Here is a 23980-nt window from a genome sequence, read left to right on the forward strand (position 1 = left end):
TTTCACCCTTTGAGTTCAGCCAGGGTGTCTACGTTGGTAGAAACCCGCTTACGGAAAATGGTCACGATGATCGCCAGACCAATCGCAACTTCGGCGGCAGCAAGTGTCATGACAATAAACACGGCAGATTGGGCAACCAGATCTCCCCACGCCTGGGCAAAAGCCACCAAGGCAAGGTTGGCTGCATTGAGCATCAATTCCACACTCAGGAACACCAGAATGGCGGTTCTGCGGGTCAGGGCACCGATCAGGCCCATGCTGAACAGGATTCCAGAGAGCATCAGGTAAGGGGTGACGCCTTCCATCAGGCCTTCACCTCCTGACGGTCGTTTTCGAAAGTGCCCACCAGTTCTCCATCGGGAAGGTTTTCCTGTTGCTGCTCGGGGCGTTTGACCAGAGCAACCGATCCGATCACAGCCACCAGAAGCAGGATGGACACCGCTTCAAAGGGAAGCAGGAATTTGGTGAACAGCACTTCGCCAATGGGACCGGGACCTCCGCCTTGCATGGCTTCCACTGCACCTTTGGGCAGCACTGGGGCTTTGAAGGAGCTCATGATCACGACCATGGCGAAAATCACCACGCAGGCAGCCACCCCTGCAATTTCCGTCACGAAGGGCACCGGGTTTTCTTCGGTGACCGGTTTGGCGGCATTCAAGAGCATGATCACGAAGAGGAACAGCACCATGATCGCCCCGGCATACACAATGACCTGCACTGCAGCCAGAAAGTGGGCGTTCAGGGTGACATACAGACCTGCCACGCTGATCAAGCAGCCCACCAACCCGAGCGCAGCATGCACTGCGTTTTTGGCCAGAATGGTGAGCAATCCCCCCAGAATGGCCATCAGGGCGAAAAGGATGAAGATGGCGGTCATTCGTACTTCACTCCTTCCAGTTCTTCTCTGGGTTTCACTTCAAAGCCGACGCGTACGGGTTTGTTTTTGCGTTTGGCTTCACGGCGTTGGGGACGGGAACCCACATGGCCCACCAGCATGTCTTCTTTGCCGTAAACAAAGTCACGGTAGCGGTAATCGGCCATTTCAAATTCATTGCCGAGCACCACAGCACCGGTGGGGCAAGCTTCTTCGCACAGTCCACAGAAAATGCAGCGCAGCATGTTGATCTCGTAGACTTTGGCGTAACGCTCGCCGGGTGAAACGGGGTTGGCCGGATCGTTTTCGCCTGCCTCCACATAGATGGCGTAAGCAGGACACACCGCTGCACACAGGGAGCATCCGATGCATTTCTCCAGCCCGGTGTTGGGGTGGCGGGTCAGGATGTGCCTGCCACGGAAACGGGGCTTGAGCTGCACCCGTTGCTCGGGGTAGGACACGGTCACGGGCTTCTGGAACAGTTTGCTCAGCGTCACACCCATGCCCTTGGCAATTTCAAGAACGCTCATCAGTCACCTCCCTGAATCTCTGGTTTTCGCAAGGTTTGCGGATTGTATCGGGTGCTGTACGCCAGAGCAGCGAACAGCAGAACAGCCTCGATGAGGGCAAGGGGCCACAGGCTGGCTTTGGGGAAGTAAGCCAGATAGAAGGCCACCAGCATGGTGTTGAACAGGGAAAGCGGGAACATCACTTTCCAGCCAAAACGCATGAGCTGGTCGTAACGGTAACGGGGCAGGGTGGCGCGAATCCAGATGAAGATGAACAGGAAAATCGCGATCTTGAAAATCAGCCACACCAGAGGCCACTCGCTGATGCCGGGAATCACTGCATCGAGGAAGGCTGGACCACGGTATCCACCAAAGAACAGGGTGGACATCACAGCACTGGCGGTGATCATGGCGATGTACTCGGCCATCTGGAACAGGGCCCACTTGATGGAGGAGTATTCGGTGATGTAACCGGCCACCAGTTCCTGTTCGGCTTCCACAAGATCAAAGGGGGTGCGATTCACCTCTGCTGTAGAGGCAATCGCAAACAGGGCAAATCCGAAGATCTGGAACAGGGCCATCGCACCATTCTGGTATTGCCATTCCACGATGTCACGCAGGTTGGCACTGCCCACGATCATCAGGAGACCCAGCAAAGACAGGCCCATCCCGAGTTCGTAGGAGATCATCTGGGCACTGGAACGCAAACCACCCAGCAAGGGGTATTTGGAACCAGAGGCCCATCCTGCGAGGAAAATTCCGTACACCCCAATGGAGGTCACCGAAAGAATGAACAGGATGCCGATGTCCAGATCAAAAACCCAGGGATCGGTACCAAACAGGGATTTGGGTGGGCCTGCTGGAATGGCTCCGAAGGCCATCAGGGCAGCACTCACCGAAACGATGGGGGCCAGAATGAACACGGCTTTGTCGGCCATGGTGACGTTGATGTCCTCTTTGAAGATGGACTTGATGGCGTCAGCAACGGGCTGCAACAGCCCCATGGGACCGACCCGGTTGGGACCGAGGCGGATCTGCATGCGGGCCAGCAAACGGCGCTCGATCAGGGTCATGTAGGCGAAGGTGGTCAAAAGCCCGAGCACCACCAGCACGGCTTTCAGCAGGGTAATCAGCACTTCAATCAGCCACTGAGGCATGCGTCTCTCCTCCCAGCTTTTCTTTCAGGCGTTTGGAACGCAGCATGACCTCTTTCCACATGCCCACTTCAGGGCGGTGGAAACGGCTGGTCCGGGCGTTGTACTGTCTGCCCAGATCGGCAATCAGGCCTTGCTCGGGCAGGTTGGCGACATCCACCCCGAAGCGGTCTTTCAGGGCTTTCTGGGCGCTGCGTTGACCCCGGATGGGGGCTTTGAGGTCCAGAGCTTCTGCAACGGCTCCCAGAGCGGTGATCAGGTCTGCGGATTCTCCAGAGGAGATGGCAGCAGGATCCAGTTTCAGGAGGCGACCTTCGAGGTTGACGGTGGTTCCGCGCTTCTCGTAATTGGTGAGGGCGGGGAGCACCACGTTGGCCCGTCTGGCCACTTCGGTGAGTTGGGTTTCGTGGACCACCAGAAACCCTGCGAAATCCTCAGGGATTTTGGTGACTCTGGAGACCAGAGCAGCTTTGAGGGTGCCCATGCTGGAAAGGTCTGCACCGTTCTGGGGCACGATTTCCAGTCTGGAGAGACCGAAGCCGTTGGCGTCTGCTGGGATGGGCAACACTTTGGCATTCACGGACAGGGCGATGTGTGCAGCAATATCAAGGCCAATCTGTCCCCCTTTGAGCACATCGGAGCCCAGCACAATCACAGGCTTTTTGGCGTTTTTCAGCAGGCTGGCTGCTTCTTCGATGGCCCCTCCGGCATACTGGCCGCTCACCACACTGGACAGGTGTTCCAGCACCTGCACAGAGTTCATCTCGGCAGCAATGCCAGCAACATCATGCATGCGGGTGCGGGTGGGGTAAAACACCGCGAGGCGTTCACGGTGGCGGTGCATCCGCTCGGTCAGGCGCAAGTCTGCAATGGCGGTTCCAAAGTCGTACTGCTGCGGCAGGATGCCCCCTTTGAGCATTTCCTGAATGCGCAGATCCACCACCGGAGCTTCTTCGGTGAGGTCTGCACCGATCACCACCACGGCATCTGCAGTGGCCACATCGGTGAGGGTGGCAGCAGGTGCATTCACGACCACGCCATAGCGGGGAGCGTGGTCCACGTTGGGTGTGCCAATTTGCTTCACGAAGCTTTCCAGAGCGATTCCCTCTTCAAGGGTGATGTCGGCTTTGGTGTAAAAACCGATGCTCTGGGCAGGCACCCCTTGCAAACCGGTTTTGATGGCAGCGATGGCCTGTTCCCAGGTGGCGGGTTGGAATTCTCCGTTGACCTTGACCAGAGGCTGGGTCAGGCGGTCTTCATCCACGTAAGGGTGTCCGAAGCGGCCAGCATCGCAAAGCCACTGTTCGTTGACCTCGGGATTGTCGCGGCCCACGATGCGTTCCAGACGTCCGTTGCGGGAATCCACGGTGATGGAGCATCCAACCGGGCAAGCGGTGCAGGTGGTGGAGGTGTGCTCGTACTCCCAGTTGCGGCCACGGAAACGGGCCACATTGTCCAGCAGTGCCCCTACTGGGCAAATGTCGGTGATGTTGCCAGAGAAGTTGCTCGGGAGGCCCCCTTCAAGGGTGTCAATGAAGGTGTGTCCTCCACGCTCAATGAAGTCCAGCACTTCCTGATTGGGGATTTCCTCGAAGTAGCGCACGCAACGTTTGCAGTGGATGCAGCGCTCCTGATCGAGAATCACAAATTCAGAAAGCTCGTAGTGCTTCTCGGCGTGTCTGCGGTCAAACTGGAAGCGGCTGACCCCATAACCGTACTCGAAAGCCCGGTCTTGCAGTTCGCAAGCGCCTCCTTTGTCGCAGGTGGGGCAGTCCAGAGGGTGGTTGATGAGGGTGAACTCCATCATGCCCGCCTGGGCTTTTTTCACGGAATCGGTCTGGCTCTTGATGACCATTCCGTCGCTGGCCCCGAGGGTGCAGGACGCCATGGGTTTGGGGAAGTAGAAGATTTTCTTGTTGCCTTCGTCGTCCAGAATCCAGCTTCCATCGGGATTCTTTCTGGGGGTTCCAGCTTCCACCAGACACATGCGGCAGGCCCCGATGGGGCTCAGGTATTGCTGGGAGCAGAAGTACGGCACATCCCGGCCTGCCTGAAAGACGGCATCGATGGCACTGGTTCCGGCGGGAACCTGCACTTCCTTGCCATCGACAATCACGGTGATCATGTTCTGCTGCGTCATTTTCTCTCCCTGAAAGTGGCCATGTTTACTCCTCTGCCCAGCGCGACTGGGTGGGGTACATGGGTTTGCCGTTCACCACAAGGTGGTCGTACTCGTCCCTGAAGAGCTTGATGGAGCTGAGAACTGGGCCCATACAAGCATCCGCAAGGGCACAGAAGCTCTTGCCCGAGATGTTGTCGCTCATGTCCAAAATCAGTTCCACATCGCCGGGTTTGCCCCGTCCACGCACGAGTTTTTCGTACATCTTGACCATCCAGCCCGAGATGCCTTCACGGCAGGGGGTGCACTTACCGCAGGATTCGTGGGCGTAAAAGCGCACGAGGTTCCAGGTGGCGTTCACGGCACACATGCTTTTGGGCAGGAGGATCACTCCGCCGGTTCCAAGCATGGAGCCTTTGGAAGCCACGCTTTCGTAATCCATGGGGGTGTCCAGAATCTCGTCGGTCCAGGGCATCATGGGGGTGCTGGATCCGCCAGGGATGATCGCTTTGATCTCTTCGGTGGGACCTCCACACCAGTCGTAAAGCAATTCGCGGAAGGTGGTGCCCATGGGCAGTTCGTACACGCCGGGACGCTTGACCGGACCCGAGACCTGATACAGTTTGGTGCCTTTGGACTTTTCGGTGCCCATGCTGGCGAACCACTCGGGGCCGTACTTGATGATGTGGGTGGCTGCGCAGAAGGATTCCACGTTGTTGATGGTGGTGGGCAAACCATACAAACCTGCCGCTGCAGGGAAGGGCGGTTTCAGACGGGGGTTGGCCCTGAGACCTTCCAGAGAGTTCATGAGTGCAGTCTCTTCACCGCAGATGTAAGCCCCTGCGCCACGGTGCACCTGCAGGTCGAAATCAAATCCGCTGCCCTGAATGTTTTTGCCCAGCAAGCCTGCGGCTCTGGCTTCTTTGATGGCCGACCACATGCGTTCTGCCGCCAGCACGTACTCACCGCGGATGTAAATGTATCCGACGGTGGCCCGCATGGCGTATCCAGCAATGATCATGCCTTCAATCAGTTGGTGGGGATCTTCGGTGAGCAGGTAGCGGTCTTTGAAGCTTCCGGGCTCGGACTCGTCGGCGTTGCAGATGATGTAGTGCTGTTTTCCGTCCTTGAGGGGCATGAAGCTCCACTTCAGACCGGTGGGGAAACCCGCACCTCCGCGCCCACGCAGACCGCTCTTTTTGACTTCATCAATGACGGCATCCGGGCCCATCTGAAAAGCCCGTTTGAGGGAGGTGTAGCCTCCATCTTGCTTGTAAGAGTCGATGGTGTAACTGTTTGGTTTGCCCACTCTGGCGTACAGGGTGGGTTTGAACCGTGGGTCAATGCCCGAGGTGATGGGTCTGGGAGGGGCCTGGGTCATGCTTCACCTTCCACCAGTGAGGGAATTGTGGTGGCCACGCCACCTGCAGGGAGTCCGTTGGCCAGTTCCTGCTGCCCTTCTCTGATCGGAATGGGAGGCAGGATGTCGGGATCAAATTTTTCGCCCCTGCGGAATTTTTCCAGCAGCAGGCGGATGCGCTTCTTGGAGACGCATTCGTGGTAGCCCTCGTCGTTGATTTGCATCATGGGGGCCGTTCCACAGCTTCCAAGGCACTCCACTTTTTGAATGGAGAACAGGCCATCCGGGGTCACTTCACCCTGCTGGATGTGCAGTTCGTCCACAAGGTGGTCCCACAACTCATCGCTGCCTGCGATGGCGCAACTCAGGGTGGCGCACACCTGCAGGTGGTATTTTCCGGTGGGGATGGTGTGGTAAGTGGAGTAGAAACTCATCACCGATTTGACTTCGGTGGCGGTGGTGCCCAGCAAGGAGGCGATTTCTTCAATGTTTTCCTCTGGCACATAACCAAAGGCGTTCTGGACTTCTCTGAGGAGCGGCATCAGGGCGCTTCGTCTGCCGCGCTCGGTCTCCGGATACCTGGAGAAGATGTCCTGCACAAGGTCCTGTTTGTCGGCAAAATAAAGCATTGATCCTCCTGAACGTTAGCGGTCCACGTCTCCGAGCACGGGGTCCACGCTGGCCAGCACGGTGATCAGGTCTGCAAACTGACAGCCAATCCCGGCGGTTTCCAGCATCTGCAAGTTGATGAAACTGGGTGCGCGGATTTTCAGGCGGTAAGGCATGCTTCCGCCATCGGAGATGATGTAATAGCCCACTTCGCCCCGAGCGGTTTCCACAGGCACGTACACTTCGCCTTTGGGTGGGTGGAACCCTTCGGTGACCAGTTTGAAGTGGTGGATCACCGCTTCCATGCTGGTTTCCAGCTCAAAGCGGGGAGGCAAACTGACTTTGCGGTTGGGGTCTTTGACCGGGCCGGGCTTCAGGAAATCCAGACCCTGACGGATGATGCGCACAGACTGGCGCATTTCCTCAAGGCGCACCATGAATCTGGCAAGGCAGTCTCCCTCGGTGGCGGTGGGAACATCAAATTTGTAATGCTCGTAGCCCGAGTAGGGGTTGGCTTTGCGGTGGTCCAGAGCCACACCCGAGGCCCGCAGGTTGGGTCCGGTCACGCCCATGTCAAGGCACTGTTCGGCGGTGATTTTGCCGATGCCGTTGGTGCGGGCCAGAAAGATCGGGTTGGCCCGGAACATGGCTTCGTACTCGTCGATGGCTTTGTCGAATTGGTCGGCAAAATCCTTGACGCTCTGGGTCCAGCCGTCCGGAATGTCTCTGGAAAGACCGCCCACCCGGAAGTACCCCTGATTCATGCGGTAGCCAGAGATCTCCTCAAAGAGGTCTTGCACGTGTTCTTTTTCACGAAAGCAGTAAAAGAGCAGGGTCAGTGCGCCCAGATCCAAAAGCCCCGTTCCGAAGAACACGAGGTGGGAGTGGATGCGCCCGAGTTCGTGCAAAATCACCCGGACGTGCTGGGCACGCTCTGGGACTTCGGCACCAATCAGTTTTTCCACACTGAGGACATACGCCAGTTCATGTCCAAAGGAGTGAAGGTAATCGGTGCGCGGAGCGAACGTCACGTTCTGGTGGTAGGTGCGGTTCTCCATCACCTTTTCAAATCCGGTGTGGAGGTAACCCATGTGGGGCACCACTTTGGTGATGTACTCCCCGTTCATGTGCACCACCAACCGCAGGACCCCGTGGGTGGAGGGGTGCTGCGGTCCCACGTTGAGGATCATTTCCTCGGTGTGCAGCAGGCTGGAGGCTTCCTGATCAAGCAGGGTCATTTCAGACCTCCTTTGGAGACGTTCTGTTCAAACACATCCACAGTGGGTGGGAAGCTGGGGGTGCTCTGGTCTCCGACCCGTTCGCCCCCACGCCATCCGGTGAGGCCTTTTTCTTTGCCGTTCAGGCCTGCCCGGAATGCAGGTGGATCAATGAAACGCCCCTCGTTGAACAGGGTGGGCGTTTCCCCGAGGGGAAAGTCCTTGCGGAGGGGGTGGCCTTCGAGGTCCTCGGGGGTGAGGACTTTGCGGAGGTCCGGGTGGTTCAGGAACACAATGCCCAGCAGATCGTAAACTTCCCGCTCCAGATAGTTGGCGGCTTTCCAGATCGAGTACACGCTTGGGGCCTCTTCCCCATCGTGCAGATATGTGCGCAGGAAGATGCGCTCGTTGGTTTCCACACGGTAAAGGTTGTAGATCAGGGCAAAACGTTTGGGACGGGATTCGGTGTAGTCTTTGTAATCTGCACCCACCACATCAAACAGGTGGAAACCCGCACGCTGAAACTCGCGGCCAATGCGCAGCACTTCATCGCGGTCCACGACCACATGCTGCAACTGCCCCTGAATGACTTTCAGGCTCAGGCGGTCCAGCAGTTCGTTCAGCGGGTCCATGCGTCCACCGCCTTGAGTTTTTCACCGTTCTCGTCGTAGGCTTCACCACGCACTTTCTTCTGAAGCTGGGTGACGGCGTAAATCAGGGCCTCGGGTCTGGGTGGACATCCCGGAACAAAAACATCGACAGGCACCACACTGTCGACGTTCTGAACGATGGCATAGTTGTTGAACATGCCGCCCGAGCTTGCACAGGCCCCCATCGAAATGACCCATTTGGGATCGGGCATCTGCTCGTAAACCCGTCGCATGATGGGCGCCATTTTTTTGGAGAGGCGTCCGGCCACGATCATCACATCGGCCTGTCTCGGGGAGGCCCGGAACACTTCCGATCCAAAGCGGGCAAGGTCATTGCGTCCGTCGGTGGAGCTCATCATTTCGATGGCACAACAGGCCAGACCAAACGTGGCAGGCCACATGGAATTCGAGCGTCCCCAGGCCACCAGTTTTTCCAGACTGCTGAAGAGGATGCCCGCATTTTCCAGTTCCTGCACATCTTTGGTAAACAGATCGTTCAGCGCCATTCCAGCACTCCTTTTCTGAGGATGTAGTAATACCCCACCAGCACCAGCAGCACAAAAGTCAGGGCTTCCCAGAAAGCGAACACCCCGAGTTTTTTGTAGGCCACAGCCAGTGGGTAGAAGAAGGCGGTCTCAATGTCAAAGACAATGAACAGCATGGCCACCAGATAGAAGTGAACCGGAAAACGTTCTCTGGCACTGCCTTCGGGGTCATTTCCAGACTCGTATGGCATCAGCTTGGTGCGGGATGGCTTCTTGGGCCCCAGAATTGCGCTGACTGCCACGGCGAGCACACCAATCCCTCCGGCAACGAGGAACATGATCAGGATGTTGAAATATTCCATTCTCCCTCCTACTCTCGTGCTTTTTTTCACCAATTTAGGGAAAAAAAGCACAAATACTTTCGAACGACCAAACAGGGACTTTCGCCCTACGCCAGATGCACGACAAAACGATCAGTACAGTAATACCATAAAGCCCACAAAAATAAAAGAATTTCCCCACCGATACGCACAATTTCCACTTAAACGCTTTACAGGATGAGTTTTTTCTGACAGCGAGCAAAGTGATTTTGCTTCCCTTCTGTCACCCGTCAAGGGACGCTCAGGAATGTGTTTTAGACAACTGTCCAATGGACCTCAAGGACATTTGCAAGTTCAATCAGGAGAACCCCTGATTGCTCATGCTTCGATGGCAAAATCCCAGCACCTGCATTCCCCAAGAAAACCCTGGTTCAGCCTTCAGATAAAACCAGAGAGGTGTACTCCCCTGCCACTTCAAATCCCAAGCTGCGGTACAACTGGTTGGCAGCCAGATTGTCTGGATCTGCAAACAGCAGCACCTTCTTTTGTTTTTCCTGAATCAGAAAAGCGCTCAGGGAAGCCATCAGCCTGCGTCCAAAACCTTTGCCTCTGGATTGGGGCGGCACATAAACAAAGCTCACACTGCGGTAATTGAACGTCCATCGGTTCACTGCCGCCACTGCAGCTGCTTTCTGACGGTGTTCCAGAATGTAGAATTCGCGGTAAGTTGCATAGAGCATGCGCAGGGCTTCAGCGCGGGTCAGGGTTCGCCCACGGGTTTCTTCATTGAACTCGATCAACCAGTTGGCAGCCTCCACATCATCGGCACGCAAGCGTCGGAATTCCCGATCAAGGGTCAGGTGCTGGGATTCAAGGGTGTAAATCAGACTGGTTCTGGGCAGCACATCCTGATTTGGATTCGCTTCCAAAAAAGGTTTCATGGAGGCATGGGGACCTTCGACGGTTTTCACCCCCTTGAGGAGATCAGGCGTTATATATACACCCTCTGGCAACACCGAGACCATCAGGTTCCCGGTTTCCGGGTCCCAGAGCAGCACTCCCCTGTGCTCTGGCAAGGCATAGGCCTCCAGATCCCGGTTGCGGGCACAGGCCCAGATCAGCTTGTGGTTCAAAACCTCATGCTGGTAAAGCAGATTCAGGGCCTCCTGCTGGTCCAACCAGACCAGAGGCAAGGTGTTTTTCAGGAAAGAGAGATGGGTCATGAACACCAGATTCAAACACCCCCTTCTCGGGGGCGTTGGATTTCAACTCAGCACTTCGATGTCGTCGTCTTCGTGTTTCTCCAGAGGCAACGTGAAGTAAAACCTTGCACCTTTGCCCCGCTCGGATTCAACCCAGATCCGGCCACCGTGCTGTTCCACAGCCAGACGGCAGAAGGCCAGACCCATTCCAGTGTCAAAACGGGAGTGCATGGTCAGGCGGGATTGCTCGAAAGCAGCAAAAAGGTTGGGGATGTCCTGGGCAGGAATCCCTTCGCCGTTGTCACGCACGGCAAGTTCCAGGGCATTGTCAAGGTGGCGCACCACCACTTCAATGAGGCCACCTGTGCGGGTGTGCTTGACGGCATTGCTGATCAGGTTGGCAAAAATGCGGCGCAAAATGTCCCGGTCCACAGGCACATGGTTGAACCGTTTGTCCACATTTACGGTGATGCGACGCTCTTTGAGGGCAATGCCCACATCCATCTTGGCCAGTTCGATGACCTGCTCCAATTCATGGGGGCGAATGTGGGTCAGGGAAAGCACCATCTTGCCAGCCTGCATTTTGCGGACATCCAGCATGTTGGCAGCCAGATACAGCAGGTGCTGGGATTCTTCTCGGGCCAATTCGATCATGTTCATGAGGTCCGGTGGAATCAGACGCTCACCGTCGTCTTTGACGATTTCCAGCAAGCCCAGAATGGCCGTGATGGGATTTTTCAAGTCGTGAACCAGCATGTGCACCAGCTGGTCACGGGTGCGCTCGTCTTTGATGTGGTTTTCGACTTTTTTCTGAAGTTCTTCCACATCGGTCTGGAACTTGCCTTCACGGGTGAACCGTGACACAGCACGCTTGACCGCCTGTGCAATGGTGGGCACACTGGAATCCAGAGGCAACACCGCATCTGCTCCTGCTTCATAACAGGCCTGCATGAGGGCAGGTGGAGCCACAACCACCATTCGGGTGATGCCCAGATCTGGTCTGCGTGCCATGATGGCAATCAGGTCTGGCAAAGCGAGACTGGTGCTGAACCCTTCTCTGAGCACAATGGCAGCAGGCAACCCCTGGTGGGTGAATTGCAACAACTCCTCAGGGGTCGCTGCCCCACGCACAGGGACACCGATCAGGCCCTGCAACTGGGGGGCATCTTGAGGAAACTGGGTTCCGAACAGCACACTACTATCCACTCACGCACCTCGGGTAGAAAACGCGACACACAAAATCCGGCACAGGTATCATTTTCAATCTAACACATTTCTTAACTCAAGAGCAGGCTGCCCTTTCCAGACGTATGCTTTGGCACAGTGGATTTTCAGGGCAAATCCGGTTGAGGTCGAAGGCTTTCGAGGGCAAAACGTCCCTGCTCCCATCCTGCTGTGACCCAACCTCAGGTTAACACATGTTCAGGACTTGAAAATTTCGTTTCAAAACCTGCATTTTTCAAGATGACCTGTACACATTACAATTGCCGTTTCCACTTAAAGTTTCCCTGAAGAAGCAAGTCTATAACTTTAATCTTGACAACAATACTGTAAGAGGTAGATCTGCTAAACTTGCGTTAACAGGCGACACCACGCCCCAACACTCACACAACCACGAAGGGGGTCTACGGTGAACAGGTACGATGACCGAGCAAGACTGGTTTTCCATTACGCACGTGAAGAAGGCAACCGCTTGGGCCACGCCATGGTGGGTCCCGAGCACCTGCTGCTCGGCCTGATGCGTGAAGGGGGCACCGCCTGTCAAATCCTGCAAGACTTCGGGTTCACCCTCGAAGGCTTACGTCGCAAGGTGGAAGAGATCATAGGACGCGGAGAAGGAAGTCGCCTGAACGACGCGCCCTCAATCACTCCCCGCGCTCGCAGGGTGATGGAGCTGGCTTCAGCAGAAGCCAAAGCCCTCGGGGCACAGGTCACCAGCACAGAGCACATTCTTTTGGGGATCATCCGTGAAGGTGATGGGGTCGCATACCGCATCCTGCAAGAGCAGGCCCGTGATGTGGACACCATCCGCTGGCGCATCATGGCCAGTGCAGACACCCGCAACAACCCCAAACCCGTCCATACTCCCTTCCTTGACGAGTATGGCCGTGACCTGACCAAGCAAGCGTCTGAAGGCAAGCTCGACCCCGTGGTGGGACGCAGCGAAGAAATTCGCCGTGTGACCCAGATTCTCTCCCGCAGAACCAAAAACAACCCTGTGTTGATTGGTGATCCGGGCGTTGGTAAGACCGCCATTGTTGAGGGCCTTGCTCTGGCCATCCACGAGAAGCGTGTTCCCGCAAACCTGCAAGGGGCAAGGGTGGTGTCCATTGACCTCTCTGGCGTGGTGGCCGGAACCAAGTACCGTGGTGAGTTCGAAGAGCGCCTCAGACAAATCATTGATGAACTGCGCAACGCGAAAGTGATTGCTTTCATCGACGAGCTGCACACCCTGGTGGGTGCCGGTGGCGCAGAAGGAACATTGGACGCAGCCAACATCCTCAAACCTGCCCTGTCCAGAGGCGAAATTCAGGTGATCGGCGCCACCACCACAGGTGAGTACCACCGCTACATCGAGAAAGACGCGGCTCTGGAACGCCGCTTCCAGCCGGTGATTGTGCTGGAACCCAACCCCGCAGAAACATTAGAGATTCTGCGAGGCCTGCGCCCCCGTTATGAGGAGCACCACGGCGTGATCATTCCAGATTCCATTCTGGAACTCTCGGTCCGCATTGGTGAACGCTCATTGCCCGGACGCAACTTCCCCGACAAAGCCATCGACCTGATCGATGAAGCCGCCAGTCGGGTGCGCATCAACCTCAGCCTTGGGGTCCCGGTTTCCGAAGACGAAGCTGGAGAGCCCATGGTCACCCGCGAAGACCTCGAATCTGTGATCAACAGCATGGGTGGGGTTTACGTGGATGAACGTGAATCCAGCACCCTCACCACCCTTGAAGACAACCTCAGGGATCAGGTGTACGGACAACCAGAGGCCATCAAGGCACTCTCCAGTGCACTGCGCCGTGCCCGTCTGGGCCTTGGAGGTCGCACCCGGGTTGCAGCCAGCTTCCTGTTCGTCGGACCTTCCGGCGTGGGCAAAACCCACCTTGCGAAAGCTCTGGCCCGCACCCTGTTCGGCAGTGAGCGCAGCCTGATTCGCATCGACATGAGCGAATTTCAGGAGCCCCACAGCATCTCCAAACTGATCGGTTCCCCTCCCGGATATGTCGGTCACGAACAAGGGGGACGCCTCACCGAAGCGGTCCGCCGTCAACCGTTCAGTGTGATCCTGCTCGACGAAATCGAGAAAGCACACCCTGACATCTACAACACCTTCCTTCAGGTGCTGGACGATGGACGCCTCACCGATGGTCTGGGCCGCACTGTGGACTTCCGCCGCACCATCATCATCATGACCTCCAACACCGGCTTCAACACCGGTCCCGGGGTGGGTTTCAGCCCCGTCAAAGTGGAGGACACCCAGCCCCTGCGCCAGATCTTCACCCCAGAGTTCCTCGACCGTCTGGACGATGTGATCCGCTTCAAAGCCCTCGGAGAAACCGAACTGGTGCTGGTCGCCCGTCAGTTGCTCGCCGACATGCAAGAAGAACTGGCCACCCGCGATCTGAAAGTGCGCTTTGCAGAAACCGTGGCTCCGTGGCTGGTCTCCAAACTCAAAGCCCGTTCCAGCAAGCACGCTCTGGGTTCTTCCCGCCAGTTGCGCACCGTGGTCCGTGAAGAAATCGAAGATCCTCTGGCCCTTGAGTTGCTGGAAGACGGCAGCGAACTGACCGTCACCGTCAAGGACAACCATCTGACCTTCGACCGGGCCAGCATGGATTCCAAGATCCTCGCTTGAGCTTCAAACCGTTGTGAAAGTTCTCCCTCTGGTTCTCCAGAGGGGTTTTTTTTGCTGGGATGCTCATGAGGGGAAGTCCTTCATGCACATTCCGGCAGAATCCTGATACACACCCCAATACGTTCAAAACATAATGTGTAGAATGGAAGGGTGAATTCAACCGTCTTCCAACTTTGTCTGTCCAGAAGGAACCTGTTGTGGCCAAAAAGAACCTGACCACTTTTCAATGCCAGAGTTGTGGCTACCAATCCCCCAAACTGCTCGGGCGGTGTCCGAACTGTCAGGCGTGGGGCACTTTTGAAGAACTTGCACCTTCTCCCCTGCCCACAGCAGCAGGAGGGGCTTACGGGGGCATCCGTGGGGGCAAAATCACCCGCCTGACCGAAGTCAGCCGCAGAGAAGAACCCCGCACCCCCACCGGCCTGAGTGAACTGGACCGTGTGCTGGGCGGAGGTCTGGTTGCAGGTTCAGTCACCCTGATTGGTGGCGAACCCGGAATTGGCAAATCCACCTTGCTTTTGCAGGTTGCAGAATGTCTTGCTCAGGGAGGCAACAACGTGATTTATGTGGCCGGAGAGGAATCTCTGGAGCAAATCCGCTTGCGTGCAGACCGTCTGGGCGTCAAAGGCGATTTCATGATGACCCGTGACACCCGGGCAGACCACATCGGAGGTTTGCTGGATGAGCACAAACCCAAACTCTGCATCGTGGACTCCATCCAGACCGTGCAGGTTTCGGAAGATGGAACGCCGGGCAGCATCTCACAAGTGCGCGAAGCCACCGCTGCCCTGACCCGTTATGCCAAGGAAACCGGGGCCAGTGTGGTGCTGGTGGGTCACGTCACCAAAGATGGAACGGTGGCCGGTCCCAAAGTGATGGAACACATCGTGGATGCCACTGTGTTTCTGGAGTCGGTGGGCCAGTTCAGGCTGCTCAGAAGTGTCAAAAACCGTTTTGGTCAAGCAGGTGAACTCGGGGTGTTTGAGATGCGATCAGAGGGTCTGGTGGCCGTCGAAAACCCGAGTGCTGCTTTTCTTGCAGAGCGTCCCATTGGTGCGCCCGGCAGTGTGATTGCTGCCACTGTGGATGGACACCGTCCCCTGCTGCTGGAAGTGCAGGCTCTGGCCTCCAAAACCCCTTATCCCAATCCCAGACGGGTGGTGGTGGGTCTGGATCCCAAACGGGTGGATGTGATCATCGCTGTGCTGGAAAAACGCTTCAATCTGACCCTCAGTGGCCTCGACATTTTCGTGAACCTTGCAGGGGGCATCCGCATCAACGATCCGGGACTGGACCTTGCCGTGGCTCTGGCCATTTACAGTGCTGTGGTTTCGAAAGCCGTTCCAGAGAAAGTGGCGGTTTTTGGAGAGGTGGGTCTGGCAGGAGAGGTGCGCACCGTACAGCAAGCCATCCGACGGGCAGAAGAAGCCATCCGTGCAGGTTACGACCAGTTGCTCTGTCCGGCGGGTGTACAGGGAAGCATGTTTGCTGTGAGGGACATCCAGAGCGCCATGACCAGCCTCTGGAGCCTCAAATCCTGATCGGCATTTGTCACAGAAAGGTTCAAAAAGCGAAAATGAAAGCATGTCTGACTTTCGAAACGGACTTTCGCTCATTTTTCATCGAATCTTTGGCTATAATGGACGGGTAAAATGAACTGGATACCCCAAATCATCCGCATCCTCATCATGCTTTCCGGGGGATACCTTTCTTACCTTCTTCTGATGTGGTTCCCCATCTTGCAAGGTGGCCCTCAGGGATCTGCCACCAATCTGGTGTATCTGGTGATTGCTGGGGTCCTCACGGGTTATGTGCTGTCCAAGCGTGTGGAAATACCCATTGCCCGCCGGGTCGAGCAATGGATCAAAGTTCTGGTCAACCTCCAGCCCAAACGGGTGATGGCTGTCACTGTTGGCACCATCCTCAGCTTGCTGGTCAGTGTGCTCCTCAACAATTTGCTGTCCAATGCCCCTTTCTACCACTGGGGCTTCAGTTTGCTGACCACCAGTGTGCTGGCTGGCTTTTTCATCTTCTTTTCCTTGAAAAACAGCGACTTCTTTGGTTCTTTTGTGGGCAACACCAATGCTCCCAAACCCACCAAAATTCCCAATCCCAAAATTCTGGACACCAATGTCATCATCGATGGCCGCATCATTGAGCTGCTGCAAAGCCAGTTTCTGGAAGGCACATTGGTGGTTCCCCTGTTTGTGCTGCGCGAACTGCAATTTCTGGCAGACCATGCAGACCCCAGCAAACGGGCCAGAGGCAAACGTGGTCTGGAGGTTCTGGAGCAACTGCACAGCATCACCACCCTGAAGGTCATCGATTGGGACGATGCCAACATCAAAACCGTCGATGACAAACTGGTCAAACTGGCCCAAGAAACGCAGGCCAAACTGATTTCCAATGACTACAACCTTGGTCGGGTGGCCAAACTGCAAGACGTCAATGTGTTGAACCTGAACGCTCTGGCCACAGCCATCAAAGCCCGTTACAACGCTGGAGATGTGGTGCAGGTCACCATCACCAAAGAAGGCCAGCAGGCTGGACAGGGTGTGGCTTACCTTGAAGATGGAACCATGGTGGTGGTGGAAGATGGTGCCCCCTACAAAGGCCAACTGAAAAATGTGGTGGTGCTTTCCAACATCCAGACCAACGTGGGTCGCATGATCTTTGCCCGCACAGAAGGCTGAAAACCAAAAACCAAAAACCGCCCAAAAGGCGGTTTTTCTTTTGCATTTCTTCATTCGTACCTGAGGGCTTCAATGGGGGGCAAAGCTGCTGCTCTGGAGGCAGGCCAGACGCCAAAAAGCACTCCCGTCAAGACACTGACCAACAACGCAATGATCCCAGTGGTGGGAGAAATGATCACCTGAGGGAAAATGCTGGGCAGGGCTGCTGCCATTCCCACAATGGTGAGCAAACTGAGCACATACCCGATGGCACCTCCCAGAGCGGTCAGGGCCACAGCTTCAATCAAAAACTGCTGCAAGATGGTTCCCCGTTTGGCTCCAATGGCTTTGCGAAGGCCGATTTCTCGGGTGCGTTCGGTGACACTCACCAGCATGATGTTCATGATGCCAATGCCACCCACCAACAAGGAAAGCCCACCAATGCCGGCCAGCAAAGCCTGCAAAATCAGGGTGATCTGGTTGAATTGCTGCACAAACTGGTCCACGTTGGTCACCGAAAAAGACTCTGGGCTGCGCCGACGTTCCAGAATGGACTGCACCTGACGCTGCACCTGTTCGGTGCTGGCCTCTGGATTCAGACGGAACTGCAGGTAACCGTATTCTCCACGGTCCTGATACCCCCCCCTCCAACTGGTGGTGATGGGAATGAATCCAGAGTCTCCATTGCTGAAGAGGGCTCCGAGGTCCTGGGTCACCCCAATGACGGTGTACTCTTCGCGGTTGCCGTTGTCTCTGACGGCACGGACCACCTTGCCCACTGGACTTTCAGTGCCAAAAACCTTGCTGGCGGTTTTCTGACTGAGGACCAGCACCTGAGAAGCACTTTTCTCTTCAAAGACACTGAAGTAGCGGCCTTGAACGATTTTGGCTTCACGGGTGAGTTGGTTGAAGTTGGACCGTGTGCCCTGCACATTGACCGACACTTCTTTGTTGCGATAAGTGATGTTCAGGCTGGATCCATTGGTGGACACATCATTCATGGGCAGGCGCAGAAGGGCATCGATGTCTGCCTGCGTGAAAAGCTGGTAAGGTTTTCCAGCTTCATACACCGGTTGAATGAAAATGGTTTTTCCACCAATGTCATTCAACTGTCCAGTGATGGCCTGCGTGGCCATCTGGCCCAGAGACAGCATCGTGGACACCGCAAACACCCCGATGATCACCCCGAGCATGGTCAGGACGCTGCGCAGTTTGTTGGCAAAAATCGCCTGAAATGCCGTGGCGAGGTTTTCCAGAGCATTCATGCTTTTTCCTCCAGCCTGCCGTCCCGAAGGCGGATGATGCGTCCAGCTCTGGCCCCCACTTCATCTTCGTGGGTGACCAGCACGATGGTCCGCCCTTCCCGGTGCAGTTCATCAAACAGGGCGAGGATGTCATGGGTGCTTTTGGAATCGAGGTTTCCGGTGGGCTCGTCTGCCAGCAGCACATCGGGGTTTTGAACCAGAGCGCGCGCAATCGCCACCCTCTGCTTTTGGCCACCCGAAAGCTCACTGGGTTTGTGGTGGAGGCGACCACCCAAGCCCACCCGCTCAAGGGCTTCTCTGGCTCGTCTGGTTCGTTCTGCTCTGGAAGTTCCCCGGTAAGCAAGGGGCAATTCAACATTGGCGAGTGCAGAAGTGCGGGCCAGCAAATTGAAGGCCTGAAAGACAAAGCCAATCCTGCGGTTGCGCACCTCTGCGAGTTGGTCCTCTGTCAGGCCAGAGACATTCTGATCCGACAACCAGTATTCCCCATTGGAAGGCAAATCCAGACACCCGAGGATGTGCATGAGGGTGCTCTTTCCGCTTCCAGAAGGGCCCATCAAGGCCACATACTCCCCTTTCTGGATGTTCAGACTGACCCCATCAAGCGCCCGAACCTCTCCCTCACCTGTGCCATACACTTTGATGATGTTCTTGAGGGCGATGACGTTCATGGTTGGGCCACCCGGACCCTTTCACCTGCCTTCACGGTGTCCAGATTCAGGGTCAGCACCTGATCTCTGGGTTGCAATCCCTCAATGGCAGCTTCTTTGAGGTTGCGGTCCAGAATTTTCACATTGACTTTTTCGATCAGCCCTTCTCCAGAGGCGTCCGGTCTGATCCGGTAAACGTAGGTGTTTTCTGCTTCGGTGATGGCCTCCAGAGGCACAGTGATGGCTTTCTGCAAACGGCGGGTTTCCACTTTGACGCTGGCCGTGAAACCCGGTTTGACTTCGGATTTCTGGAAAGCAATCTGGGCGTTCACATTGATGGTGCTGTTGCTGTTCTGACCTCGGGTGGCGGTGGGGTCCACCCGACTCACCGAGCCTTGGACGGTCTGACCTGGCAAAGCATCAAATTCCAGCGTGGCTTTTTGACCCGGTTGCAGTTCTCTGGCGCGGGTTTCGTTGAACGGCACCTCAAGGTACAGTTCGGTCAGGTCGGTGATCTCAATGACCGAGGTTCCAGCACCAGCAAAACCGCCCGAGGTGACGTTCAGCACACTGACCACCCCATCAATGGGGGCTTTCAGCACAGCATCCTGAAGTTGCTTCTCAAGGGTTTGAACCCGGGTTCTGGCCGTTTGCAAAGTGCTGCGCGCATTCTCCAGAATGGATGCAGAGAGTTTCTGTGCACTTTGCTCCCTGACCTTTGCACTTTCCAGGTCCAGTTGGGAATTGTCCACTTTGATCTGGGCATCTTGCAGGGTGGTTCTGGATTGTTCCCATTCGGTTCTGGACACCGAGCCAATCTGGTAAAGCTGGTCTTGCAGTTTGAATTGCTCTTTTGCCACACGCAAAGCGCTCTGGGCACTGAGCAGGGCATTGTTGCTCTGGGCCACTGTTTTTCGGGAATCCAGACGGTCAGACTGCACAGACCCTTCTGCCTTCAGCAAATCTGCCTGAGCGGCCTGCAAACTGGCTTTTGCACTGGTCAGGTCGGTTTGCAGGGCTCGGGCATCCAGGGTCATCAGGACCTGACCTTTTTTTACCCCATCGCCCACTTTGATGGTCACGGTTTGCACAGTGCCTGCATTGGTGAAGGCCAGAGCCCGGTTGCGGGTGGCTTTCACGGTGCCCACAGCACTGACTTCCTTCACGAAAGTGCTTTCTTCCACCGGACTGGTGGTCACTTCAGGCAATTGCGGTTTTCTGGGCATCAGGGCAAAAGCGGCTGCACCCACCCCGCCGATCACCAGCACCGTGATGATCACATTGCGGGCTTTCATTGCCCCTCCTGCCATGGGAAGTGGTTGGCTGCCACCAAGACCCCGTAAGCAGCTTTCCCGAGGTTGTTTCTGGCTTGCAGCACTGCGCCTTCAGCATTTTTGACTTCCAGCTCAGCTTGCAAAAGTTGCAACTTGGAGATCAAGCCTTTCTGGAACCGGCTGTTCTGGGTGCTGTAACTGCTCTGGGCCAGCTTCAAGGCTTTTTCTCTGGCGGTCAGGGCGTCCACAGCACTCTGGTGCTGGTTCAGGGCATCTTCAAGGCCTTCTTGCAGCTCTTTGCGGGTTTCTGCAAGGGTGCCCTTGGCGTTGTCCAGCGTGTTTTTGGCCTGCTGGACTTCAATGCTGGGGCTCAGGTCGCTGGATTTGATCAGGTACTGCAGTTCAGCATTTTCCAGAGCAGCAGCATCTTTCAGCAGTTTGGGATGGTTTTCCATGGCTTTTTGCAAAGCTTCAGAGGTCCATTTGATGTTTTCGTCGCCAGTCAAATCTGGGGTCTTGCCATAACGTTTCTTGAAACGCTCCTGAGCATCCTGAAGCTGTTTTTTGGTCGCCTGAAGGTCTTTCTCAGCACCTTCCAGATCGTTTTCGGCTTTGTTCAGGTCCAACTGGGTGGCTGCGCCGGCCTTGAATTTCGCCCGCGCAGCCTGTGCATTCAGTTGCGCCACCTGCAAAGACAGGCTCTGGGTTTCTTGCTGGTTTTGCAAGACCTCCAGATTTTGCAGATCTGCAAACAAAGCCTGACGCACCTGCAATCCCTGTGAGACCAGAGAAGACTGTGCCATGTCCAGACGTTGTTTGGCACTGAGCAATTCGGGCTTCAGGGCGATGGGATCACTCTGGGTGCGGTTCAAACTGCTCTGGGCTTCCTGAAGTTCAGAGACCGCTTGCTGGTAACTGGTGCTTTTCTGGATGGCGGAGGGGTAAAGCGGAGCGGTGTTGACGGCCAGAGCGCTGGATGCCATGAAAACCAGAATCATTTGCCATTTTGCGGATACCATGTGGATGCCTCCCAGAGTTGCAGTTGCAGTTCAAACTGCTGTTGAAAAAGGTCTTGCAGGTTTTGCTGTTCTTTTAAAAGTTGGCTTTCGGCTTGCAACACGCTGGCTTCGGTCACCAGACCTTGCTTGAAGCGTTCCTGTTCCTGTTTGAAGGTGGTCAGGCTGAGGTCTTGCACCTGACGGGACACCTCGATCAGGTTCAGGGTGTCTTGCAGTTGCTGGCTGAACTCGGTTTTACGCTCGGCCAGTTGTTGTTGTTTGAGGACAAGGTCTTGCAATGCCAGTTCAAGCTGACTCTGGTTGAGGGCTTGCGTTGCACCTCGGGTCAGGTCCAGTGTGAATTTGGCTGAGAGTTTGAGGTTCCAGCTTTCCTGAACATTCCCCTGAAAATCACGGCTGTAATTGAGTTGGGCATCCAGATTTTGATTGATGCCTGCTGAAAGGGTGTTCCCCGCATTTGAATAACTGCCTGAGAGTTGAAGCTCAGGAAAAGCCTCCATGCCCAATTTGAATCCCTGCAACTGCAATTGCAAAACATTCTGCTGGGCTTGTAACACTTCTGACGTAAATGAAGGTTGATCCAGAGGTGGTGTGGGCAATTCAGGCAAGGTCTGTGGATCCGCAAGTTTGAGTCGCTGCAAATCCTGCACCGATTTCCTGAGGGCAGCCTGTTGTTGTTTGAGGGTCAGTTCTGCCTTTTTGACCATCAATTGGCTCTGGGACACCTGTGTTGCTGTGGATGCACCCAGCGCAAAGCGGGCCTCTCTGGTTTTCAGTTCGAGCTGCTGGATGCGCAAATCCAGTTCTGCCTGCTTGACCAGCACCGTGTTTTTGCGCTGGGCATGTTCTGCTGCCAGCAGGTCTTTCAGGGCTGCAACTCGGGCACGGTTCAGGTCTGCTTCGAGCTTCTGAATGTCCAGTTCAATCTGGGCTTTCTGTTGTGCTGAAGTGATGAATCCATATGCAAGTCCTGCACCAGCCGAACTGGAAGTGTCTGTGGTTCCGGTCAGTGCAGATTGTCCGGTCCCCACGCTGCCATCCAATGAAAGGGTGGGCATCACACCCGGCGCAGACAGTTTCAAACGGGTTTGCTGCACTTGCAGCAGGGCACTTTTCACCGCAGGTTGTTCTTCCACACGCTGTATCAATGCAGGCAATGGGGTGGCGTGGGCTGAACCCAGCAAAATCAGAGACAACAGATGAATTCGCCTGTGCATGTCATTCTTGTCCTCCTCCCAATAAGTGTACTAGGGAATTAGTACACTAATAATATATAGATCCTTGGTGGGTTTTGCAACTGCAAGTGTCCTGCCCGCAAATCTGCCTTGTTGCACAACCTGTGAAACCAAAAACCAGTACACTACCATCTGTGAAAAGCATCAGCATCATTGGCGCAGGACTCAGTGGATCGGAAGCCGCTCTGGCCGCCGCAAGGCTCGGGGTGCAGGTTCACCTGTATGAAATGCGTCCTCAAAAAATGACTCCCGCCCACCACACGGGCAACTTTGCAGAACTGGTCTGCTCCAACAGCCTCGGGGGCGAAGGCAACACCAACGCAAAAGGCCTCTTGCAAGCCGAAATTGCACACGCAGGAAGCCTGATCATGGAAGCCGCCCACAAAGCCCGGGTGCCTGCCGGAGGCGCACTCGCAGTGGCCAGAGAGTCCTTCAGCGAATACATCACCGAACAGATCAAGAACCACCCCCTGATCAAGGTTTACGCCGAGGAGGTCTCTCAGGTTCCCGAGGGCATCGTGGTGCTGGCCAGTGGACCTCTGACCTCAGACGCTCTGGCCGAAGACCTGAAGCGCTACACCGACGGGGAGCACCTGTCTTTTTACGATGCAGCTGCCCCTGTGATTGCCTTTGAAAGCATCAACATGGACATTGCTTACCGCAAGGGCCGTTATGATCAGGAGGCCGACTACATCAACTGCCCGATGGACCGCGACCAGTACGACCACTGGTACAACACCATTCAGGAAGCCAGACAACACACTCCCCACGACTGGGAAAAACTGGAGTTCTTCGAAGGCTGCATGCCCATTGAGGAAATTGCCCGGAGGGGCAAAGACACCCCCCGTTTCGGCCCCATGAAACCCAGAGGCCTCCACAATCCCAGAACCGACCGCGAACCTTACGCCGTGGTGCAACTTCGTCAGGAAGATCAGGACGGGCGGATGTGGAGTCTGGTGGGCTTCCAGACCGGCCTCAAGTGGGGCGACCAGAAAACCATGGTCCAGAGCATCCCCGGTCTTGAAGAAGCAGACATCGTGCGTTATGGGGTGATGCACCGCAACACTTACCTGTGTGCACCCAAAGTCCTGCTGGACACCTTGCAACTTCAAAAAGACCCAAATGTGCTGGTGGCTGGTGTCTGTCAGGCACCGAAGGCTATCTGGAAAGCGCAGCCACCGGATGGCTTGCAGGCACCAACGCCGCAAGGCTGGCTCTGGGTCTGGAACCGGTGTGTCCACCCGAAGAAAGCATGCTGGGCGGTCTGGTGCGTTATCTGGCCAGTGCCAACCCCAAAGGCTTCCAGCCCATGAACACCAACTGGGCTCTGGTTCCAGAGTTCACCATTGAAGGCCGCAAAAAACTGGGTAAACGGGAAAAACGCCCTCTGATGTTTGACCGTGGACTGAACGCTTTCAAAACGTGGTACAGCCAGATCTGAACCATCTGAGGATTCCTCAAAACAAAAATCCCCCTTTCGGGGGATTTTGATGTTCAGCAGGAGAAA

The 23980-nt window shown here is 55.8% G+C and carries 21 protein-coding genes and 1 pseudogene; 4 read left to right on the plus strand and 18 right to left on the minus strand.

Annotated features, from left to right (window positions below; all coding sequences use genetic code 11):
• Positions 1–2: 2 nt before the first annotated feature.
• The 13 genes from nuoK to Q371_RS07660 all read right to left on the minus strand — a co-directional run bounded on the left by nuoK (position 3) and on the right by Q371_RS07660 (position 11705).
• A complete protein-coding gene (nuoK, locus tag Q371_RS07600; RefSeq protein WP_034338377.1) occupies positions 3–305 on the minus strand; it encodes an NADH-quinone oxidoreductase subunit NuoK in 303 nt (100 codons plus the stop codon).
• Positions 305–877 (minus strand): NADH-quinone oxidoreductase subunit J family protein, encoded by a 573-nt coding sequence (locus Q371_RS07605; protein WP_034338380.1) that lies wholly within the window; start codon positions 875–877, stop codon positions 305–307. Before Q371_RS07605 ends, nuoK begins: the two co-directional genes overlap by 1 nt.
• Positions 874–1404 carry an NADH-quinone oxidoreductase subunit NuoI gene (gene nuoI, locus Q371_RS07610; RefSeq protein ID WP_034338383.1) on the minus strand — a complete coding sequence of 177 codons (531 nt, stop codon included), beginning with the start codon at positions 1402–1404 and terminating at the stop codon, positions 874–876. The genes Q371_RS07605 and nuoI overlap by 4 nt, the downstream gene beginning before the upstream one ends.
• Complete coding sequence (nuoH, locus tag Q371_RS07615) at positions 1404–2540, minus strand: NADH-quinone oxidoreductase subunit NuoH (RefSeq protein WP_034338386.1); 1137 nt, start codon at positions 2538–2540, stop codon at positions 1404–1406. Before nuoH ends, nuoI begins: the two co-directional genes overlap by 1 nt.
• Complete coding sequence (gene nuoG / locus Q371_RS07620) at positions 2521–4677, minus strand: NADH-quinone oxidoreductase subunit NuoG (protein ID WP_051963626.1); 2157 nt, start codon at positions 4675–4677, stop codon at positions 2521–2523. Before nuoG ends, nuoH begins: the two co-directional genes overlap by 20 nt.
• 25 nt (positions 4678–4702) lie before the next feature.
• The gene (nuoF, locus tag Q371_RS07625; protein WP_034338389.1) at positions 4703–6037 is read right to left on the minus strand and encodes an NADH-quinone oxidoreductase subunit NuoF; all 1335 of its coding nucleotides are present in this window, start codon (positions 6035–6037) and stop codon (positions 4703–4705) included.
• On the minus strand, positions 6034–6645 hold the full coding sequence (gene nuoE / locus Q371_RS07630; protein ID WP_034338391.1) for an NADH-quinone oxidoreductase subunit NuoE: 612 nt from the start codon (positions 6643–6645) through the stop codon (positions 6034–6036). The genes nuoF and nuoE overlap by 4 nt, the downstream gene beginning before the upstream one ends.
• 15 nt (positions 6646–6660) lie before the next feature.
• A complete protein-coding gene (nuoD, locus tag Q371_RS07635) occupies positions 6661–7863 on the minus strand; it encodes an NADH dehydrogenase (quinone) subunit D (protein WP_034338393.1) in 1203 nt (400 codons plus the stop codon).
• The gene (locus tag Q371_RS07640; protein WP_084571304.1) at positions 7860–8474 is read right to left on the minus strand and encodes an NADH-quinone oxidoreductase subunit C; all 615 of its coding nucleotides are present in this window, start codon (positions 8472–8474) and stop codon (positions 7860–7862) included. Before Q371_RS07640 ends, nuoD begins: the two co-directional genes overlap by 4 nt.
• Entirely contained in the window at positions 8462–8998 is a 537-nt protein-coding gene (locus Q371_RS07645; RefSeq protein ID WP_034338396.1) for a NuoB/complex I 20 kDa subunit family protein, read from the minus strand. Before Q371_RS07645 ends, Q371_RS07640 begins: the two co-directional genes overlap by 13 nt.
• Positions 8989–9315 (minus strand): NADH-quinone oxidoreductase subunit A, encoded by a 327-nt coding sequence (locus tag Q371_RS07650; RefSeq protein ID WP_034338595.1) that lies wholly within the window; start codon positions 9313–9315, stop codon positions 8989–8991. The genes Q371_RS07645 and Q371_RS07650 overlap by 10 nt, the downstream gene beginning before the upstream one ends.
• A gap of 413 nt (positions 9316–9728) precedes the next feature.
• Positions 9729–10520: a GNAT family N-acetyltransferase gene (locus tag Q371_RS07655; RefSeq protein WP_157442588.1), complete on the minus strand. Its 792-nt coding sequence runs from the start codon at positions 10518–10520 to the stop codon at positions 9729–9731.
• A gap of 42 nt (positions 10521–10562) precedes the next feature.
• Positions 10563–11705, minus strand: a complete 1143-nt coding sequence (locus tag Q371_RS07660) for a sensor histidine kinase (protein WP_157442589.1) — start codon at positions 11703–11705, stop codon at positions 10563–10565.
• 424 nt (positions 11706–12129) lie between these two features.
• On the opposite strand from Q371_RS07660, the gene Q371_RS07665 reads away from it, so the two are divergent.
• From Q371_RS07665 to Q371_RS07675, 3 genes are all read left to right on the plus strand, one after another.
• Entirely contained in the window at positions 12130–14358 is a 2229-nt protein-coding gene (locus Q371_RS07665; protein WP_034338401.1) for an ATP-dependent Clp protease ATP-binding subunit, read from the plus strand.
• Between the two features lie 197 nt (positions 14359–14555).
• Complete coding sequence (gene radA, locus Q371_RS07670; RefSeq protein WP_034338404.1) at positions 14556–15899, plus strand: DNA repair protein RadA; 1344 nt, start codon at positions 14556–14558, stop codon at positions 15897–15899.
• 111 nt (positions 15900–16010) lie between these two features.
• Complete coding sequence (locus Q371_RS07675) at positions 16011–17051, plus strand: PIN/TRAM domain-containing protein (RefSeq protein ID WP_034338407.1); 1041 nt, start codon at positions 16011–16013, stop codon at positions 17049–17051.
• 50 nt (positions 17052–17101) lie between these two features.
• Here Q371_RS07675 and Q371_RS07680 read toward each other — a convergent pair whose 3' ends face one another.
• The 5 genes from Q371_RS07680 to Q371_RS07700 are packed head-to-tail and all read right to left on the minus strand — an operon-like array spanning position 17102 to position 22455.
• On the minus strand, positions 17102–18295 hold the full coding sequence (locus Q371_RS07680) for an ABC transporter permease (protein WP_034338410.1): 1194 nt from the start codon (positions 18293–18295) through the stop codon (positions 17102–17104).
• Entirely contained in the window at positions 18292–18966 is a 675-nt protein-coding gene (locus Q371_RS07685; protein ID WP_034338412.1) for an ABC transporter ATP-binding protein, read from the minus strand. Before Q371_RS07685 ends, Q371_RS07680 begins: the two co-directional genes overlap by 4 nt.
• A complete protein-coding gene (locus Q371_RS07690; protein ID WP_034338415.1) occupies positions 18963–20240 on the minus strand; it encodes an efflux RND transporter periplasmic adaptor subunit in 1278 nt (425 codons plus the stop codon). The genes Q371_RS07685 and Q371_RS07690 overlap by 4 nt, the downstream gene beginning before the upstream one ends.
• Positions 20237–21238, minus strand: coding sequence for a TolC family protein (locus Q371_RS07695; protein ID WP_084571306.1), 1002 nt, complete (start codon positions 21236–21238; stop codon positions 20237–20239). Before Q371_RS07695 ends, Q371_RS07690 begins: the two co-directional genes overlap by 4 nt.
• Positions 21214–22455 (minus strand): TolC family protein, encoded by a 1242-nt coding sequence (locus tag Q371_RS07700; RefSeq protein ID WP_034338421.1) that lies wholly within the window; start codon positions 22453–22455, stop codon positions 21214–21216. The genes Q371_RS07695 and Q371_RS07700 overlap by 25 nt, the downstream gene beginning before the upstream one ends.
• 167 nt (positions 22456–22622) lie before the next feature.
• On the opposite strand from Q371_RS07700, the pseudogene trmFO reads away from it, so the two are divergent.
• A pseudogene (gene trmFO, locus Q371_RS07705) lies at positions 22623–23914 on the plus strand (methylenetetrahydrofolate--tRNA-(uracil(54)-C(5))-methyltransferase (FADH(2)-oxidizing) TrmFO).
• Positions 23915–23980: the final 66 nt, after the last annotated feature.

Source organism: Deinococcus misasensis DSM 22328, from assembly GCF_000745915.1.
Lineage (GTDB): Bacteria > Deinococcota > Deinococci > Deinococcales > Deinococcaceae > Deinococcus_C > Deinococcus_C misasensis.